This is a genomic window from Pollutimonas thiosulfatoxidans (assembly GCF_004022565.1).
In the GTDB taxonomy this organism is placed as follows: Bacteria; Pseudomonadota; Gammaproteobacteria; order Burkholderiales; family Burkholderiaceae_B; genus Pusillimonas_D; species Pusillimonas_D thiosulfatoxidans.
Map to the genome: position 1 here is coordinate 936816 of NZ_CP022987.1, position 16657 is coordinate 953472.

14 protein-coding genes and 2 pseudogenes are annotated in these 16657 nt (G+C 58.6%); 13 read left to right on the forward strand and 3 right to left on the reverse strand.

The window, feature by feature from the left end:
• Positions 1 to 87: 87 nt before the first annotated feature.
• Both CKA81_RS04515 and CKA81_RS04520 read left to right on the forward strand, forming a co-directional pair.
• On the forward strand, positions 88 to 771 hold the full coding sequence (locus tag CKA81_RS04515; RefSeq protein ID WP_128354238.1) for a heavy metal response regulator transcription factor: 684 nt from the start codon (positions 88 to 90) through the stop codon (positions 769 to 771).
• Positions 772 to 2202: a Cu(+)/Ag(+) sensor histidine kinase gene (locus tag CKA81_RS04520; RefSeq protein ID WP_228255787.1), complete on the forward strand. Its 1431-nt coding sequence runs from the start codon at positions 772 to 774 to the stop codon at positions 2200 to 2202.
• Positions 2203 to 2320: 118 nt separating this feature from the next.
• Here CKA81_RS04520 and CKA81_RS04525 read toward each other — a convergent pair whose 3' ends face one another.
• The 3 genes and pseudogenes from CKA81_RS04525 to CKA81_RS17240 form a co-directional block, all read right to left on the reverse strand.
• On the reverse strand, positions 2321 to 2590 hold the full coding sequence (locus CKA81_RS04525) for a DUF2933 domain-containing protein (RefSeq protein ID WP_102075706.1): 270 nt from the start codon (positions 2588 to 2590) through the stop codon (positions 2321 to 2323).
• Between the two features lie 99 nt (positions 2591 to 2689).
• The gene (locus CKA81_RS04530) at positions 2690 to 3001 is read right to left on the reverse strand and encodes a heavy-metal-associated domain-containing protein (RefSeq protein ID WP_102075705.1); all 312 of its coding nucleotides are present in this window, start codon (positions 2999 to 3001) and stop codon (positions 2690 to 2692) included.
• A gap of 233 nt (positions 3002 to 3234) precedes the next feature.
• Positions 3235 to 3505 (reverse strand): annotated as a pseudogene (locus CKA81_RS17240) (isoprenylcysteine carboxylmethyltransferase family protein); the annotation flags it as partial.
• A 580-nt stretch (positions 3506 to 4085) separates the two neighbouring features.
• Between CKA81_RS17240 and CKA81_RS04535 the strand changes: the two are divergent.
• The 11 genes and pseudogenes from CKA81_RS04535 (at position 4086) to CKA81_RS04590 (ending at position 16535) form a co-directional block, all read left to right on the forward strand.
• Positions 4086 to 4388, forward strand: coding sequence for a DUF2933 domain-containing protein (locus CKA81_RS04535; protein WP_102071065.1), 303 nt, complete (start codon positions 4086 to 4088; stop codon positions 4386 to 4388).
• Between the two features lies 1 nt (position 4389).
• A complete protein-coding gene (locus tag CKA81_RS04540) occupies positions 4390 to 5052 on the forward strand; it encodes a methyltransferase family protein (protein ID WP_102071066.1) in 663 nt (220 codons plus the stop codon).
• The gene (locus CKA81_RS04545; protein ID WP_128354239.1) at positions 5052 to 7409 is read left to right on the forward strand and encodes a heavy metal translocating P-type ATPase; all 2358 of its coding nucleotides are present in this window, start codon (positions 5052 to 5054) and stop codon (positions 7407 to 7409) included. Before CKA81_RS04540 ends, CKA81_RS04545 begins: the two co-directional genes overlap by 1 nt.
• A pseudogene (locus CKA81_RS04550) lies at positions 7402 to 8786 on the forward strand (MBL fold metallo-hydrolase RNA specificity domain-containing protein). The gene CKA81_RS04545 and the pseudogene CKA81_RS04550 overlap by 8 nt, the downstream one beginning before the upstream one ends.
• On the forward strand, positions 8783 to 10303 hold the full coding sequence (locus tag CKA81_RS04555) for a thymidine phosphorylase family protein (protein ID WP_102071069.1): 1521 nt from the start codon (positions 8783 to 8785) through the stop codon (positions 10301 to 10303). The pseudogene CKA81_RS04550 and the gene CKA81_RS04555 overlap by 4 nt, the downstream one beginning before the upstream one ends.
• Positions 10300 to 11214: a ribose-phosphate diphosphokinase gene (locus tag CKA81_RS04560; protein WP_128354240.1), complete on the forward strand. Its 915-nt coding sequence runs from the start codon at positions 10300 to 10302 to the stop codon at positions 11212 to 11214. The genes CKA81_RS04555 and CKA81_RS04560 overlap by 4 nt, the downstream gene beginning before the upstream one ends.
• Positions 11211 to 13676, forward strand: a complete 2466-nt coding sequence (locus CKA81_RS04565) for a phosphoketolase family protein (protein ID WP_102071071.1) — start codon at positions 11211 to 11213, stop codon at positions 13674 to 13676. Before CKA81_RS04560 ends, CKA81_RS04565 begins: the two co-directional genes overlap by 4 nt.
• A 270-nt stretch (positions 13677 to 13946) precedes the next feature.
• Positions 13947 to 14843, forward strand: a complete 897-nt coding sequence (locus tag CKA81_RS04570; protein WP_237183405.1) for a hypothetical protein — start codon at positions 13947 to 13949, stop codon at positions 14841 to 14843.
• 210 nt (positions 14844 to 15053) lie between these two features.
• A complete protein-coding gene (locus CKA81_RS04580) occupies positions 15054 to 15560 on the forward strand; it encodes a cupredoxin domain-containing protein (RefSeq protein ID WP_102071073.1) in 507 nt (168 codons plus the stop codon).
• A 14-nt stretch (positions 15561 to 15574) separates the two neighbouring features.
• Positions 15575 to 16048, forward strand: a complete 474-nt coding sequence (locus CKA81_RS04585) for a c-type cytochrome (protein ID WP_128354241.1) — start codon at positions 15575 to 15577, stop codon at positions 16046 to 16048.
• Between the two features lie 70 nt (positions 16049 to 16118).
• On the forward strand, positions 16119 to 16535 hold the full coding sequence (locus CKA81_RS04590) for a DUF411 domain-containing protein (RefSeq protein WP_102071075.1): 417 nt from the start codon (positions 16119 to 16121) through the stop codon (positions 16533 to 16535).
• Positions 16536 to 16657 lie beyond the last annotated feature (122 nt).

Consider the following 16657-nt stretch of genomic DNA (forward strand, 5'->3'; position numbering starts at 1 on the left):
GAGTCTTGCTATGAATTCTGACGATGCCAGGTCAGAGCGCCGCCTTTGATTCAGGCGCAAAACAGAAGGAATTTGCAGGAGTGACCCATGAAACTACTCGTCGTTGAAGATGAGATAAAAACCGGCGAGTATGTGCGCCAAGGCTTGATGGAGTCTGGATTTGTGGTCGATCTGGCTCGTACGGGCCTGGACGGGCATCACCTTGCGCTGACTGAAGACTATGATTTGATCATCCTGGATGTCATGCTGCCGGATGTTGACGGTTGGCGTATTCTTCAAGCCTTGCGCGAAGCGAAATCGACTACACCAGTATTGTTCTTGACGGCGCGCGATAGCGTGGAAGACCGGGTCAAGGGCCTGGAGCTGGGTGCCGACGATTATTTGATTAAGCCTTTTGCTTTCTCGGAACTGCTCGCGCGAGTGCGTACCTTACTGCGCCGAGGAACCACGTCAATCTTTCATGATCAATTGCAAGTGGCCGACCTCGTGCTGGACATCCCTCGTCGGCGGGCAACGCGGCAAGAGGTACGCATTAATCTAACCAACAAAGAGTTCGCGTTGCTCGAACTATTGGTGCGCCGCCAAGGCGAGGTATTGCCACGGTCCCTGATAGCCTCCCAAGTGTGGGACATGAATTTTGACAGTGATACCAATGTCATTGACGTGGCGATTCGGCGCCTGCGCGCTAAAATCGACGACGCCTTTGAACCCAAGCTAATCCATACCGTTCGCGGCATGGGTTACATGCTTGATGTCAGCAGCCCGAGCTGAATGATGGCACGTCGTCCCGTGTCCCTGGCCCTGCGCCTGACGATATCCATCGGAGCAGTCATAACGGTGGTGCTTCTTACGTTTGGATGGATGGTCGAACGATCCATTAATAGCCACTTTGTTCAGCAGGATGTTGATGAACTTAATGCTGTTGTTCAATCTCTGGCGAAGTCACTTTCCGGACCGCCAGCCAGTCAAGAACCAAATGCGCTGAGGCAACAGTTGGCCGCGGCGATATCAGGTCACCATAATGCGCAGTTTCGCATTTCGGACCTTACCGGAAATGTGATTTACGCTACGCCTAATTCGAATCTTGATGGTTTTGCACGATTGGCTCCCATTACGGACACGATAGATCTTGACTCGGTAAAAATCTGGCGAGATAAGCGACAAACCTACAGAGGTGCTGTTGTGCAGCTCATGCAAAAGGGCTTTCCAGACGGAAAGCCCTTAACCATAGCGGTTGCCACCGAGATCAATTTCCATTTGCACTATCTTGAAAGCTTCCGTAGCTACTTGAGAATTATTACGGTGGCGGCGTGCTTGGTTGCGATTTTGGCGACATGGTTTGCTGTTTATCAAGGCCATGCGCCAATTCGACGCATTAGCCAGGAAATCGGACGCATTAGATCAGATCAATTGCATATCCGACTCGCCCCTGAGACAGTACCAGTCGAATTGACCGAGTTAGCGATGTCGTTTAACGACATGCTCGAGCGAATTGAAGGGGTCTTTCGACGGCTCTCCAATTTTTCGGCTGATATCGCCCATGAACTGCGTACCCCGATCACCAATTTGAAGACACAAACGGAAGTTGCCCTATCCCAAGCACGTAGCATTGAGCAGTATCGCGAAATTCTGTATTCGAATCTGGAAGAGTACGAACGTATGGCCAAAATGGTCGCAGATATGCTGTTTTTGGCGCAAGCCGATAATAACCAGCTCAAACCTGAGCTGGTCAGTGTGAATCTGGCTGCGGAAGTGCAAGGTCTATTTGATTACTTCGAGGCATGGGCTGAAGAACGCTCTGTTTCATTGATACGCGAAGGACCAGTCTTACGTATTCAGGGCGATAGCTTGATGATACGCCGCGCCCTGACCAATCTTTTATCTAATGCCATACGCTATACCCCTGAGGGGCGCGCAGTCACAGTTTCATTAGCAGTGAACAGCAACGATATGGTGATTATTTGTGTAAAAAACCCGGGACTAATGATTAATTCCGAACATCTTCCCAGATTGTTTGACCGATTTTACCGCGCGGATCCTTCACGCCAACGTAAGGGCGACGGAGCCGGTTTAGGCCTAGCCATTGTCAAATCGATTATTGACACACATGGCGGCACCATTACTGCAAAAAATGAGGATGGGCAAATAGTTTTTGAGATCAAACTTCCTCGGGATCGAGATCGCGCGACTTACAACAGTTAACTATTAAGTAAGTAGATCGACTGGCGGTTCTGAAAGGTAACTACGCACTGGGCGCTTTAGCGGCGACGTTATCGCCGCCTCCTCGGGCGGATAGTCACCGTTGCCAGCAGCAGCGATCTTATTTACCTTCGGTTGTTTCGTCGCGCTGCGTCAAATCTGGTTCGCTCGAATTGCCATGTTGGTGTCCGCCGTGCCCATGCATCAGATGTATCAGCGGACAGGCTGCAAGGAGTAAATAAGGCCACCAACCGGCGATATGCCCCCAATGCTCCCGCAGTAGGTAAAAACCCGTCACTAGGACGAGGGAAATCCAAGCCTTGGCCCCCGGACGCGCCCAAAACGAGGTAGATGGCCGCAGGTGCTCGGGGTCGGACGGATGATGGTTCATGTGTAGGATCTCCAATTGGGATGGCTGAGTCTAGTCTTTCTAGGATACGGGAGGCCATCAGCGTGTTCGGCGAAATATCGACCAACTACTTCGCCAGGCTCAGTGCCCGCAGCAGCATCCCCCGCGGTTTGCTCGAGGGTCGCTGCTAGAGCCCCCCGGGGCGGCTCCTTGAGTGCCTTCCACACTGACTGCGCTGCCGGTCAGCGGCTCAGAAGGGTAGCCCGCCGCCGCGAGAGCCTGTAGCAAGGCAGGTTGTACCGCAGCGATGTCGTCCACTTGGGCGCGCGCCATGCCCCGCGCAAGGTCCACCTCCGCGTTACGCACCCCAGGTATGCTGAGAAGTGTCCGGGTCACTCGGGCGACGCAGGCGCCGCAAGTCATTCCTGCTACCTTAAATTCGATTTGTTCCATACGTTACTCCTTAGGTGTCAATTCGATCCGAAGGGTAGGGTGAGCCGGTAGGTCGCCTCGGTTTCCTCTACCCGGCAGTCCCACATTGCGTTCTGCCAATAACAAGATAAACCTTCCCATCGTGACAAGGTCAAGCAATATCGCTACCGATTCTATCCCGGTTCCGGATAGCGATCGATTTCGGCGCGCTCCAAGCCGGACAGCAGATAGAAACCATATTCCAGGAAAAACTAGCTAGTCGTGTGCAACTCACCGAAGTGCAGATCTACTTTCGACTCGAACAGCGTCGACCACGAGTGGCCAACCGTCGTGCGACAGTGGCTCGTCGGTTGGGAGGCGCTTCTGAAGCCATCCTGAGAACAGGTAAAGCGTCAGTGGGAAGCCATACATTTCCACGAACAAAGCTACAACGAATGCCGTAAACGCCTTGAATGTTCGCCAGTCTCGCCCGGTGGTCGGTTTGAAAAAACCGAAAGCGGAGGTCGCAGAGTAGAGAATCACCAGTGACTATAGCCCGTAGGCCGATTCAGCACGGTTAAAACGAGGACAAACGGGCTTCACCAAGCCGTGAATAAGCGCTTTGATGCTTGAGCTGTTCGTGGAAGTCCACCCCAAACGAGTGGTTCTGTTTGCTGTGATTACAAAAATGTAATTGTGGAGTCATCGGATTGAAAGGGGCGCTTAGATATATTGAAACCGTTGTTCAGTGCAATTCAGTCCATACCGCGCCGGGCTTACCGGATTTCAACTTCGAACTAATTAGGAGATGTGCGCATGAAACGACTAACCGAGTGGGTCGTTTCAACGTCGGGCATCTCGAGAAAGATTAAGAAAAGCGGTACGTACTTGAGCCGCCGTTACTTCGGATCGCACGAGGGAGCGGGGAAGTATGACCCACATGGCTCAAGCCGGTTTCGACCGTGCGAACCCAGTGTGCGCGCACGAACCGCCAGTCTAGGCGATGAAGACCCGAGGCGCATCCGGGCTAAACGCAATGAAATTGCTACAAATGTAAGCCTTACGTCGATATCGACTCCTTCCAAAACTGCTCGCCATCCCGGCGCCATTCGCAGAGGGCACTTCCATGTCTATCAACCACACCTCGCCTAAGCGCCGGCGCTGGACTCTCTGGGTCTTCCTAGCGCTGGCAGCGTTTTACCTAATTGCGGAGCACCGTGCTCATCTCGCGGGATCGCTGCGCTGGTTGCCGTTGGGCCTTCTACTGCTGTGTCCCTTAATGCATAAGTTCATGCACGGCGGTCATGGTGACCACGGTCGTGATGATGACGAGAACAAAGCGGATCGCCCGCCCGATGGCGGACATGCCAGTATGCGCGATAGCGCTTCATCGAAGGACAGCTCCGATACATCTTCAGGAAGGCACTGACATGCATGAATCTCAAGGCGAATATGGCCTATGGCTCCTTGCCGCCATTAACGCAGCATTCTTTATCTTCTTCGCTTGGAGCTTTTATAAGCCGTTGACCCGATGGGATTGGCGGGGGTTTGGGATGTTCTCGGCGTTTGTCGTGGCGTTGTTTGCTGAGATGTACGGGTTTCCGCTCACGCTTTACCTGCTGTCCGGCTGGCTGAGCGCGACCTATCCACAAGTAGACTGGCTCAGCCATGACGCAGGGCACTTGCTTGAAATGTGGTTCGGATGGCGCGCCAACCCGCATTTTGGGCCGTTTCATTTGGCGAGTTTCGTGCTGATGGGCGGTGGGTTCTGGCTGCTGGCGTCTGCCTGGCCGATCTTGTACCAGGCACAGCGCGAGGGTCGGGTCGCGCGGGAGGGCATCTACGCACGCATCCGCCATCCGCAATACGTGGCATTTGCCCTAGTGCTGACTGGATTCTTACTACAGTGGCCGACGTTGATCACGATTATCTTCTACCCCGTGCTGCTGTGGGCCTATGCGCGGTTGGCTCGGCGTGAGGAGCGCGACAGTTTGGCTCGTTTTGGCGACGATTACGCCCGCTACATGCGCGAGGTGCCCGCATTCCTGCCTCGACGCCGGCGAGCTCATGATTCACACGAAGGGGAACTTTGATGCCTGTCCATAAAACAGCTGCGAGGACGCGCACTTGGCCTATTGGCGGCATGGTGAGCGCCGGATGCGCGCGCACCCTAGAGAAAGTAATCGCGGCCGTACCAGGCGTCACCGCAGTATCCGCCAACTACGCCAATGCGAGCCTGCAAGTGTCCTTCGATCCTACTAGTCTCTCGACCGGGGCGGTCGCCGCCGCGATCAGGAAATGCGGATTCGATTGTGAGGCGGTGGGGCAAGATGCCGAGCCGACGCCAGAAGTTGGGCGTAAGCAGCCGCACAGCGCGCATGCGGAGGCCCATGACGCGCACGCCGGCATGCACCATGGAAACGATTTGCATGCCGCAGCCCGCGATATGCGCCGCCGCTTTCTGGTCGCGCTCGCCTTTGCGATCCCGGTATTCCTATGGTCGCCGATGGGCATGACGGAACCGCCGCCCGTTCCTTTCGGTCTGCGAGAGAATGTCTGGCTATTCCTGCTGGCGACCGGCGCGGTGCTGTATCCCGGGTGGCCATTCTTCGCCGCCGCGGTTCGCTCGCTGCGGCGCGGCGTTCTCGATATGGCGGTGCTGGTGCTACTGAGCGTCGGCACCGGCTACGGGTTTAGTATAGCTTCAACGTTTCTCTTCGACGGTCCCAACTTTTTCGAGGCGTCCGCCGTCCTGCTCACTTTTGTCCTGCTAGGTCACTGGCTCGAGATGCGGGCCCGCGCCGGTGCTTCGGATGCGATGAAGGCCCTGCTGAAGCTCTCACCGCCGCGCGCCGTCGTGCGACGCAGCGGTCAAGAGATTGAGATGGCGACCGCGGAGGTGTTGATCGGTGACCTAGTGGTCGTGCGCCCGGGTGCAAAAGTCCCTGTTGACGGGGTTGTGACGGAAGGCAGCTCCCAGGTCGATGAGTCGATGCTGACCGGAGAATCCATGCCTGTGCGCAAGGATCCAGGCGCACTCGTGGTCGCTGGGTCGATCAACAAGAGTGGCGCGTTTACCTACAGCGCCACCAAAATCGGCAGTGACACCGCGCTCGCACAGATCATCAAACTTGTGCAGGACGCACAGAATTCCAAGGCGCCCGCCCAGTTGCTCGCCGACCGCGCCTCGCAATGGCTCGTGCTTGCAGCCATCGTGATCGGCTTGGGGACGTTCGCCGTGTGGTTCTGGTGGTTGGGCCAGCCGTTGCTCTTTGCTCTCACGCTCACGATTACGGTTTTTGTAATTGCTTGTCCGGACGCTCTTGGATTGGCGACACCCATGGCGATTATGATTGGGACGGGGTTAGGTGCCCGCCACGGCATCCTTTTTAAGCATGCGGAATCCATCGAAAAGAGCGCCCGGCTGGACGTCGTGATTTTCGACAAGACCGGCACTTTGACCGTGGGCGCGCCGGAAGTCGTCGAGATGGCCATCGCGGCGGATTGGACGCAGGAACGGCTGCTTGCGGTCGCCGCTGCTGTGGAAGCGCACTCCGAGCATCCCCTGGCACAGGCCATCCTCAAGCGTGCCGGTCCGATATCAGAACGTGCTGTGGCCTTCACCAACATCGATGGGCAAGGCGCCATGGGCATGGTCGACGAGGTGCAGGTGTTGCTTGGCAACCGCCTGCTCATGGTGGAACATGGTATCGACCTTCGCGTCTTGGAAGTCGACGCGCAGCGTCTAACCGGCGCAGGTCGCACGGTAATCTTTACCGCTGTCGGTGGTCAGCTCGTAGGCCTTATTGCAATTGCTGACGCGATCCGTGAGACCTCGCGCGCGGCAATCGATGAGCTGCACCGGCGCAGCATAAAGGTCGCCATGATCACTGGCGACAACCGGCCGACCGCCGAGCGCGTGGCTCGAGATCTCGGGATCGATATCGTGCTGGCTGATGTGTTGCCTGGGGGCAAGGCCGACGAAGTCAAAAAGCTGCAAGCGCAGGGTCTCAAGGTCGGCATGGTCGGCGACGGCATCAACGACGCCCCGGCACTTACGCAGGCCGACGTCGGCTTTGCAATCGGCGCCGGTACGGACGTGGCTATCGACAGCGCGGACATCGTCCTGATGCGCAGCGATCCGCACGACGTTGTCCGAGCGATTACCGTAGCCCGAGCGACGCTGCGTAAGATGCACCAGAACCTGGCCTGGGCGGTCGGCTACAACGTGTTCGCCTTTCCGTTGGCAGCCGGCGTGCTGTACCCCTTTACGCTGTCACCCGAGGTTGCTGCTCTTTCGATGTCGGGTAGTTCAGTCATCGTGGCTCTCAACGCGCTGCTGCTACGGCGGGTCCGGCTGGCTCCGCGTAGTGCCGCCGCAACATCCTCTTCCTCATCTCTCAACGCTGCGGGCTCGCCGCTCGCCCCTGATCGGAGCACTCATGAATAACAATATTGGACCTACTCTGCAGTTTCTAGGCGCAGCAGGTACTGTGACTGGTTCCCGGTATCTTGTGGAAGCCAATGGGCGCCGCGTGCTCGTGGACTGTGGTCTGTTCCAAGGCTACAAGCAGTTGCGTGATCGCAACTGGGCACCGTTTCCCGTCGACCCCACATCAATCGACGCCCTAGTACTTACCCATGCTCACTTGGACCATTCGGGATACGTGCCTGCACTGGTTAAACAAGGTTTTCGTGGCCGTATCCACTGCACCAATGCGACTGTAGCCCTGTGCGGTCTATTACTCCCGGACAGCGGGCACTTGCTCGAAGAGGCGGCGCAATACGCGGCGCGCAAAGGCTTTTCCAAGCACAAGGAGCCCCTCCCGCTCTATACCGAGCGCGACGCGAGGCAAAGCCTGCGCCAGCTGCAAGGACACGCCTACGAGCTCGATATCGAGGTCGCACCCGGCATCCAGGCCCGATTCCACCCAGCTGGCCACATTCTGGGCGCCGCCCATATCAGCCTGGATGTGCAAGGCCGACGCCTGCACTTTAGCGGTGACTTAGGGCGGCAACACGAATCGCTCATGAATCCCCCCTCACCGCTTCCCGGCTGTGACGTATTGGTCTGCGAATCCACGTATGGCAATCGAGCACATGTAAACGTGGATCAGGAAGCGGAGCTTGGGCCTATCGTGCGTCGAGTGGCTGCCCGCGGGGGGTAATTGTCATACCTGCCTTTGCTGTGGGTCGCGCGCAGGCGCTGATGCTTCACTTGGCGCGGCTGCGGCAGCGGGGCGAGATCCCATCGTTGCCGGTCTACCTTGACAGCCCAATGGCAGTGAATGCGACCCGACACTACCACGCGCATCACGCCGAACACCACGTATCCGACGAGGACTGCCAGCGCATGTACGAGCTGGCGACTTTCGTCAACAGCGTCGACGAATCGAAAGCGCTTGACCGACGCCGTGTGCCGATGATTATTATCTCGGCCAGCGGCATGGCCACCGGTGGTCGCGTGCTGCACCATATCGAGGCCTTCGGATCTGATTACCGAAACGCGATCCTGCTGTCGGGTTATCAGGCAGGCGGCACGCGAGGCGCCGCACTTGCCGCGGGCGTCCGCACACTGCGTATGTTCGGTCGCGACGTTCCTATTCGCGCCGAAGTGGTGCAGCTGCAGGGATTTTCTGGCCATGCCGACGCCACCGAACTGCTGGACTGGATGCGGACTGCGCCTTCGGCACCGCACATGGTGTACGTCACCCATGGCGAACCGGATGCTGCCGACACGCTGCGGATCAGCATTCAGCGAGAACTAGGCTGGCAAGCGCGTGTGCCGGAACACCTGGAACGCGTGGAGCTGGAGGCAGCGCGATGACTGTATCTGCGTCAAGCCATACATCCTTGCGAGTTACCCGTGCCGGTATTGATACCTATCAACAGCCGATCGCGTATATGCACCGCGATTGCGAAGTGTGCCGCTCTGAAGGCTTTGTTGCCATGACCCGAGTTCGGATACAGGTGGGCGACCGGTTCTTGACCGCAACATTAAATGTGGTGGTGAACGAGCAGATTGCCCTTGATGAAGTGGCATTGTCTGAGGCTGCTTGGAACATCCTAGAGCCGGACGTCGACGCGCGGGCAACCGTTCGACACCCTGCGCCTGCCGCTTCGGCTGGAGCGTTGCGTGCCAAGGTCTTCGGGGCGCGTCTGGACGATGCACAATACCTCACGCTGGTAGAGGATGTGGTAGAAAGTCGTCTCTCTGATCTAGAGTTGGCGGCCTTCGTCTCAGCTAGTGCCGGTGAACGCCTCGACCATGGAGAAACCACCGGGCTAACCCGCGCAATGATCTCCGTCGGGCAGCGATTAGACTGGGGGGAGGGCACTGTGTTGGACAAGCACTGCGTCGGTGGGCTGCCCGGCAATCGCACGACACCGATTGTGGTGGCTATTATTGCAGCGCTGGGCTATCTCATCCCTAAAACGTCCTCTCGGGCGATCACCTCCCCGGCGGGTACGGCCGATACGATGGAAGTCATGGCGCCGGTCTCGCTGGACATACCGGCGATGCGCCGCGTGGTCGAGCGCGAGGGAGGTTGCATCGTCTGGGGCGGGAACGTTCGCCTAAGTCCTGCGGACGATGTTCTCATTCGTATTCAACGGCCGCTGGATTTCGACAGTGACGGGCAATTGGTCGCCAGTGTGCTGTCCAAGAAGGTCGCCGCCGGATCCACGCATGTGCTGATCGACATGCCGGTCGGGCCCACCGCCAAGGTCCGCAGCGACAGTTCAGCGGACAGCCTAGCTGCACGCCTGCGCCACACGGCTGAGGCGGTCGGCCTGCAGTTGGGCATCTATCGCTCCGATGGTACACAGCCGGTGGGTGTGGGAATCGGGCCAGCTCTTGAGGCACGGGATGTTCTCAAAGTCCTAAACAATGACGCCGACGCGCCGGCCGACCTCAAAGAGCGAGCGATTGCCTTGGCGGGTGCCTTACTCGAGTTGGCCCCTGGAAGCGCCTCAGGCACCGGGATCCAACGTGCGCGCGCGGTATTGCACTCCCGGCAAGCGCTGGCAAAGTTCCTTGCCATCTGCGAGGCTCAAGGTGGATTTCGAGAGCCTCCACAGGCGGCATTAACCGCCGATGTCGCCGCCCCCTTGGAGGGGCGCATTACAGCGATCGACAATCGACGCCTTGCACGTATTGCGAAGCTGGCCGGGGCGCCGACTTCGCCCGCCGCCGGTTTGGAAACGGCGTTGCGGGTCGGCAATACGGTGCAGCACGGCCAGCCCCTTTTTACCGTGCACGCGCAATCGCGCGGTGAGCTTGCCTATGCTCTGGAGTACGCTAGGATCAATCAGCCATTCTCAATTTCTACGGAGGGCGCATGACCCGAGTTTTGATGCCTTTTCCCGCTGACGCTACCTTGGCTGCTACCATCGCTACACATCTCCAAGCGCGCGTGGCGCCAATAGCTTGGCGGCACTTTCCCGACGGTGAGTCGCTCGTCACGTTAGACGATGACCTCGAAGGGGCGGATGTGGCGATTTTGGCCACGCTGCGCAACCCAGATCCACTGGCTTTGCCGTTGCTGTTTGCGGCCCACACTGCCCGTGAGTTTGGCGCACGCTCGGTCGGATTGATTGCGCCGTACCTGGCCTATATGCGCCAGGACACCCGCTTTCACGGCGGCGAAGCGGTCAGTGTGCCGCTCTTTGCTCGATTTCTGGAAGAGGCCTTTGATTGGTTGGTGACCGTGGATCCTCACCTGCACCGGATCCGGCAACTGCAGTCGTTGTATCGTATTCCCGTCGCTCACGTTTCGGCGACGCCAGCCGTGTCGCGCTGGATCGCTCAGGCGATCCCCGAGGCTATACTGATTGGTCCTGATAGTGAAAGTGAGCAATGGGTATCACGCATTGCCCAAGAGGCGCAGTTGCCCTATCAAGTGCTAAACAAGGAGCGGCATGGTGATTACGACGTTCGCGTCAGCCTGCCGGATCCTTCAGCAGTAGCAGGGCGCATCCCCGTACTGGTTGACGATATCGTCTCATCGGGTCACACGATTCTGGAGACGGTGACGCACTTACAGCGCCTTGCGTTACGCGAAGCGGTGCTAGTCACTATCCATCCCGTCTTTGCCGGCAACGCCTATGAACGTCTGCAGGACGCCGGACTTAAACACACTGCCAGCACCGACACTATCGCCCATCCATCCAACGCGATCTCGGTTGGATCCGACCTTGCGGCGGCCGCCTCGGCGCTAATGACTTCTTCATCGGTTTCCTGGGAGGATACATGAACCAGCATCTCACCTGTTGTACCTCCGATCAACTGGCAGCCTCCGAACGCCAGCGCATCGTAGAACTGGCAGCTGCTCATAGACGGGCCGACCCCGAGTTTGCGCACTGGGCTGCCGGCTATGGCGTAATTCGCCACGATCCGCTTACTCAGATACGGGTGCGCCAGATGGTGGACGAGCTTGTCGCCCGTAGCCGCACGCCGGATGCAGCCACTGCCTGGCGGCAGCTCGCCGCGGCCGACCGTCTTACGAGCGCCGGCATGTGGCTGGTCGCGCACATGACGTACGGTCGCCGCGTGCGTACCGACGGCGCGGCGCTCGACGCGGCCGAATTCAAACCCACACCAGAAGGTCATACCGGCGGCTCACTCAACATGGTGCCCGCGTACACGGGGTACCTCCTGATGGACGCGCTGGACGGGGTGACCCGCGCCTGGATGATGGGACAAGGGCACTGCGTTGCCGCGATCGATGCACTCAACGTGCTGGTCGGCAACATGACTGAAGCCCATGCGGCACGCTACGACCGTTCCGACGCGGGCTTGAGTCGCTTCGTCAGCGACTTCTACGCCTACACGCTTAACCCCGATGGGACGCCCGCCTCGCCGCTCGGTTCGCATGTCAATGCGCACACTGCGGGGGGTGTGATGGAAGGTGGCTATCTCGGTTTCGCCGAGCTGCAATACGTGCATGCACCACTCAAAGGCGAACGTCTGGTCGCGTTTCTTAGCGATGGGGCCTTTGAAGAGCAACGGGGAAGTGACTGGGCGCCGCGCTGGTGGCGCGCTGAGGACAGCGGCTTAGTCAGTCCAATCATCATCCTCAATGGAAGGCGGATCGAACAACGCACCCAGATCGTTCAACAAGGTGGTGAGCGCTGGCTCAACCATTACTTACGCCTGAATGGGTTCGATCCGGTTGCTCTCGATGGGCGCGATCCGGCCAGTATCGCGTGGGGCATCCATATCATGGAGGCAAGGCTGCAAGCTCACGGTGATTCGTCCAGCGGTGAGGTGCGCCTGCCCTATGGCATCGCGGAAACCATCAAGGGCTACGGATTTCCAGGGGCAGGGACCAACGCCTCGCACAATCTGCCGCTGGCCGGCAATCCGGCTCACGATGGCGGGGCGCGCGCGCTATTCAACGAAGGCGTCGCTGCACTGTTCGTTTCAGCACCGGAATTGGACCGAGCGATCTCGGCACTAAACAATCACCACACCCATCAGCGGTCACGTGAGCGGGATCACGCGCTCGCGGATCGGCAGGTGGAGCGGCCCCGTGTGCCGGTGATAGCAGATCGCGCAGTTGGGGGAACGAGTTCGCCGATGGCTGCTCTGGACGAGCTGTTTGTGGCGATCACTCAAGCGAATCCCGATTTACGCGTGCGAGTCGGCAATCCCGATGAGTTGCGCAGCAATAAGCTTGACCGCACGCTGGATGTGCTAAAGCATCGGGTGCAGATTCCTGAGCCCGGCGTTGCAGAATCCACAACCGGCGCGGTCATCACCGCGCTCAATGAGGAGGCCGTCGTATGTGCGGCGCTCGGTAACAAGGGCGGCTTGAACTTGGTAGTCACCTACGAGGCCTTTGCGCCGAAGATGCTCGGCGCGGTGCGCCAAGAGCTGATCTTTGCGCGGCACCAAGCGCACGCCGGACGCCCGCCCGGGTGGCTGGGCATCCCTCTGGTCCTGACCTCTCACACCTGGGAGAATGCCAAGAACGAGCAATCACATCAGGATCCGACCATGGTCGAGGCGATGCTTGGTGAAATGGTCGACACTGCGCGGGTGGTGTTCCCTCCGGACGCCAACGGAGCTGCAGCTGCCTTGGCCCGCGCCTATATGCAGCGCGGCACTATCACTGCACTCGTCGTGCCTAAGCGCCCAGTACCCCATATGCTGACGCCGGACCAAGCGCAAGAGCTTGCGGGGATCGGTGCCGTGTGCCTAACGGGCGATCCAACGACGGCGGCCATCTTACTTGTCGCTACAGGTGCCTACCAGCTACAGGAAGTCCTCCGTGCGCACGCCCGCCTGACCGAGCGGGATTTGTCAGCAGCTGTCGTCTATTTAGCCGAGCCGGGTCGCTTCCGAGAGCCCCGAGATTCAGACGAGGCGCGATACACGCACGCCGAGACGCAGGTGCGAACCCTCTTTCCGACAGAACGGCCGCGAGTGTTCCTGACCCATACGCGTCCGGAGCCGTTTTTGGGCGCGTTACGAAGGGTGGACACGGGCCCGGCGACCACTGTGGCGCTAGGCTTTATCAACCGTGGCGGAACGTTGGACGTGCCGGGGCTCCTCTTTGCGAATCGAAGCACCTGGGCGCACGTCGTGGAGGCGGCCGCGCGTGTGTTGGGCATGGAGCGAGCGAGTCTACTGACTGAAGACGAGCTTGCGGCCGTTAGTGGCACGGGCGAGCCTGCAACACTCCTGCAACCCATACCAGTGTCAGCGCTTTGATCGCGTGCTTTCGCGGGCCCGTGCGCCCACAGCACTCACACTCACCGATCAATCGAGGGTTCTGTGACTGGCCTTAATTTACTCGCTTTAAATGTGGGCTCCACCACGTTGAAAGGCGCAACGTATGCGCTTGAATACTCTGACTTGAACGCACAGCCACGACTACTTGAGTGCTCCCGTGCTGAAATCCAAGCTGGTGCCGAGCCACAGGAACTTCTAACATTGCTCCTCGAGGCGTTGCCCGAGCCAGCTCAACGCCCAGACGTGGTGGTGCACCGAATCGTACATGGAGGTAACCTATGTGGCGGCCACGAACTGGACGCAGCTATCTCGGCCGAGCTCGAGGCGTTGGCGCCACTGGCGCCGTTGCACCAGCCCGCAGCGCTTACCGTTGCTCGTGCCGCGGGCCGGCGCTGGCCGCAGTCTCGGCATGGCGTGGCGTTTGATACAAGCTTCCACGCTTCACTTGCCCCGTGGAGCCGACGTCTGCCGATTCCCACAGATTGGGACGCGCTCGGTGTGCGCCGCTACGGCTTCCACGGTCTTGCCTTCGCGTCCGCCTTACGGGAGGTGGTCGCCCAGGATGCTACCATCCTGCACGGTCCTGCTGTATTCGCACACCTGGGTGGCGGGTGCAGCGTCTGTGCCGTAAAGGACGGCGTAAGTCGTGACACCACGATGTCCCTTACGCCATTGGGCGGTGTGCCAGGTCCAACGCGCTCGGGAGATCTCGATCCCGGCGTCTTACTGTATATGCTCCGCCAGAATGGAGGGGATGTAAACGCAACAGAGCGGCGGCTGTTCCACGCTGGAGGCTTGGCGGGGATTGCAGGACATGGGGACATGCGCGTGCTACTTCCCGACTCCGAACCGTCAGCACAGCTTGCTGTGGAGTTGTTCACAGTACGCATCGCGCAGTCGATTGCCGCCATGGCGACCGGGATTAACGGACTCAACCATCTCGTGTTTTCCGGCGGCATAGGCCATCGCGCGGCGCTTGTGCGGGCGCAGATCGTCGCGCGTCTAGAGTGGTTGGGTCTCGCCCTGGATACTGACCTGAACAATGCCGGGGCGACCCGCATCGACGCTCGTACAGGGCCGGGCATATGGAGCGTAGCCGTTGACGAGGAGCGCGAACTGGCCGAATCGGCGCTGGTCTGGCTCTAGAAAGTCGCACATCAGTTATTGCTTACATAGGAATCCAGTGGTCCGCTAAAGTTGGAAGAATCGCAGATTACGAACAGGTAGCGAGTGAATTCAAGCAGAAAAACCGTTTTATGGCCAGTTTGAGTTTTCGGTTCTGTTGTGCCTTTTCCCTTTTTCTAATGGCAGCGTGAAACGACTGTCTACCTGAACAATTTTTAAGAGATTACTCACGTGAAAAAGACCCTTTCTGTTCTGGCTTTGGCCGTGTTGCCGGCTCTCGCATTGGCTGCAGGAAACCATGCGGGTGGCCATGGCTCGGCGCATGGTATGGCGGGCCATGACATGTCGACGATGTCTAGCGCGTCGCTGCCAACTGGTACGCCTGGCGACCCCGCTAAAGTGACACGCACGATAGAACTCACGATGGACGACATCATGCGATTTACGCCGAGCGAGATCCAGGTTCGTGCCGGCGAGACCGTGCGCTTCTTTATCAAGAATAAGGGGAAAATCCCTCACGAAATGGTGATCGGATCGATTGCCGATTTGAAGGCCCATGCTGCAGAAATGCAAAAAATGCCAGGGATGCAGCATGCGGAACCGAATATGATCACCTTGGCACCAGGCAAGATTGGCGGCTTGGTGTGGCAGTTCGACCAGGCTGGCACCGTCGATTTCGCCTGCCTGATTCCGGGCCATATGGAGGCCGGGATGGTTGGCAAGGTAAAGGTCAGCTGAGTTATTACAAAGATATGTCACGCAAAAAATTGGTCTTTGGGTGGGTCGGCGTCGCCATCATTGCTGCCGCCGCCATGCTTTACAGCACGACGCGGCAATCTGGCCCGACGTTCATCGATCCTGCGGACCAGGCGCTGGTGATGCAGGGCAAGGCGATTTACGCCAATAATTGCGCGGCGTGCCACGGTGAATCACTACAAGGTCAGCCGAACTGGCGTGAGCGCATGCCTAATGGCAGGCTTCCTGCACCGCCCCACGACAAGACCGGGCACACTTGGCACCATCCCGATGCAATGCTGGTGGATATGGTCAAGAACGGTTTGGTACCAGGGCGGACGGCGCCTCCGGGGTATGTGAGCGACATGCCGGCGTACCGCCACGTCCTTAGCGACCAAGAGATCAGTGCGGTACTGTCTTATATCAAAAGCAGCTGGCCGCCCAAAGTTTTAGCGGCGCAAAAGGAAGTTACTTTGCAACGACAGAACTGATGCAACTGAGTGCAGTCTTATTTGTATTGTCAGAAGTTTAAGTTTTACGTTTTCCCTGGAGCAAGTTTTTATGAAATTATGGCTAGCAGCGGCTGCCTTAGCTACCGCATCATCCTTTGCACATGCTGCCGGTACGGCCGTTACCGTATACCAAGACCCCAATTGTGGCTGCTGCTCGGGCTGGGTCGAGCACATGCGCGAGTCCGGCTTTGACGTTACGGCGATTAAGACGACCGACATGGCTTCGGTGAAGCAAAAACTCGGGGTGCCGTCGCAGCTTGGCTCATGTCACACGGGTGTGATCGAGGCCACCGGCCAAGTTATCGAGGGGCATGTGCCGGCTAACGCCGTCAAAAAGTTGATCGCCGACGCGTCAGTAAAGGGGGTATCGGCGCCTGGCATGCCTTTAAACGCGCCTGGCATGGGCCAGCTTGACGGCAATCTGCTTACTGTGGACTTCACGGGCAAGGCGTTTTCTCGAGATTAGGCGCCAAACAGAGATGGGGAGGGCGCGAAGTGACCTGCATCATTGCGCCCGAGCCCGCGCGCTATAAGCAAGGGTGTCGCTTTCGTCGCAACTGAGCACTCGTCGGTTCTAGGCCTCAGAAC

Excerpts from the sequence above, each read along its gene's own strand:
- CKA81_RS04515 (WP_128354238.1), top strand. The coding sequence starts at position 88 with ATGAAACTACTCGTCGTTGAAGATGAGATAAAAACCGGCGAGTATGTG.
- CKA81_RS04520 (WP_228255787.1), top strand. The coding sequence starts at position 772 with ATGATGGCACGTCGTCCCGTGTCCCTGGCCCTGCGCCTGACGATATCC.
- CKA81_RS04525 (WP_102075706.1), bottom strand. The coding sequence starts at position 2,590 with ATGAACCATCATCCGTCCGACCCCGAGCACCTGCGGCCATCTACCTCG.
- CKA81_RS04530 (WP_102075705.1), bottom strand. The coding sequence starts at position 3,001 with ATGGAACAAATCGAATTTAAGGTAGCAGGAATGACTTGCGGCGCCTGC.
- CKA81_RS04535 (WP_102071065.1), top strand. The coding sequence starts at position 4,086 with ATGTCTATCAACCACACCTCGCCTAAGCGCCGGCGCTGGACTCTCTGG.
- CKA81_RS04540 (WP_102071066.1), top strand. The coding sequence starts at position 4,390 with ATGCATGAATCTCAAGGCGAATATGGCCTATGGCTCCTTGCCGCCATT.
- CKA81_RS04545 (WP_128354239.1), top strand. The coding sequence starts at position 5,052 with ATGCCTGTCCATAAAACAGCTGCGAGGACGCGCACTTGGCCTATTGGC.
- CKA81_RS04555 (WP_102071069.1), top strand. The coding sequence starts at position 8,783 with ATGACTGTATCTGCGTCAAGCCATACATCCTTGCGAGTTACCCGTGCC.
- CKA81_RS04560 (WP_128354240.1), top strand. The coding sequence starts at position 10,300 with ATGACCCGAGTTTTGATGCCTTTTCCCGCTGACGCTACCTTGGCTGCT.
- CKA81_RS04565 (WP_102071071.1), top strand. The coding sequence starts at position 11,211 with ATGAACCAGCATCTCACCTGTTGTACCTCCGATCAACTGGCAGCCTCC.
- CKA81_RS04585 (WP_128354241.1), top strand. The coding sequence starts at position 15,575 with ATGTCACGCAAAAAATTGGTCTTTGGGTGGGTCGGCGTCGCCATCATT.
- CKA81_RS04590 (WP_102071075.1), top strand. The coding sequence starts at position 16,119 with ATGAAATTATGGCTAGCAGCGGCTGCCTTAGCTACCGCATCATCCTTT.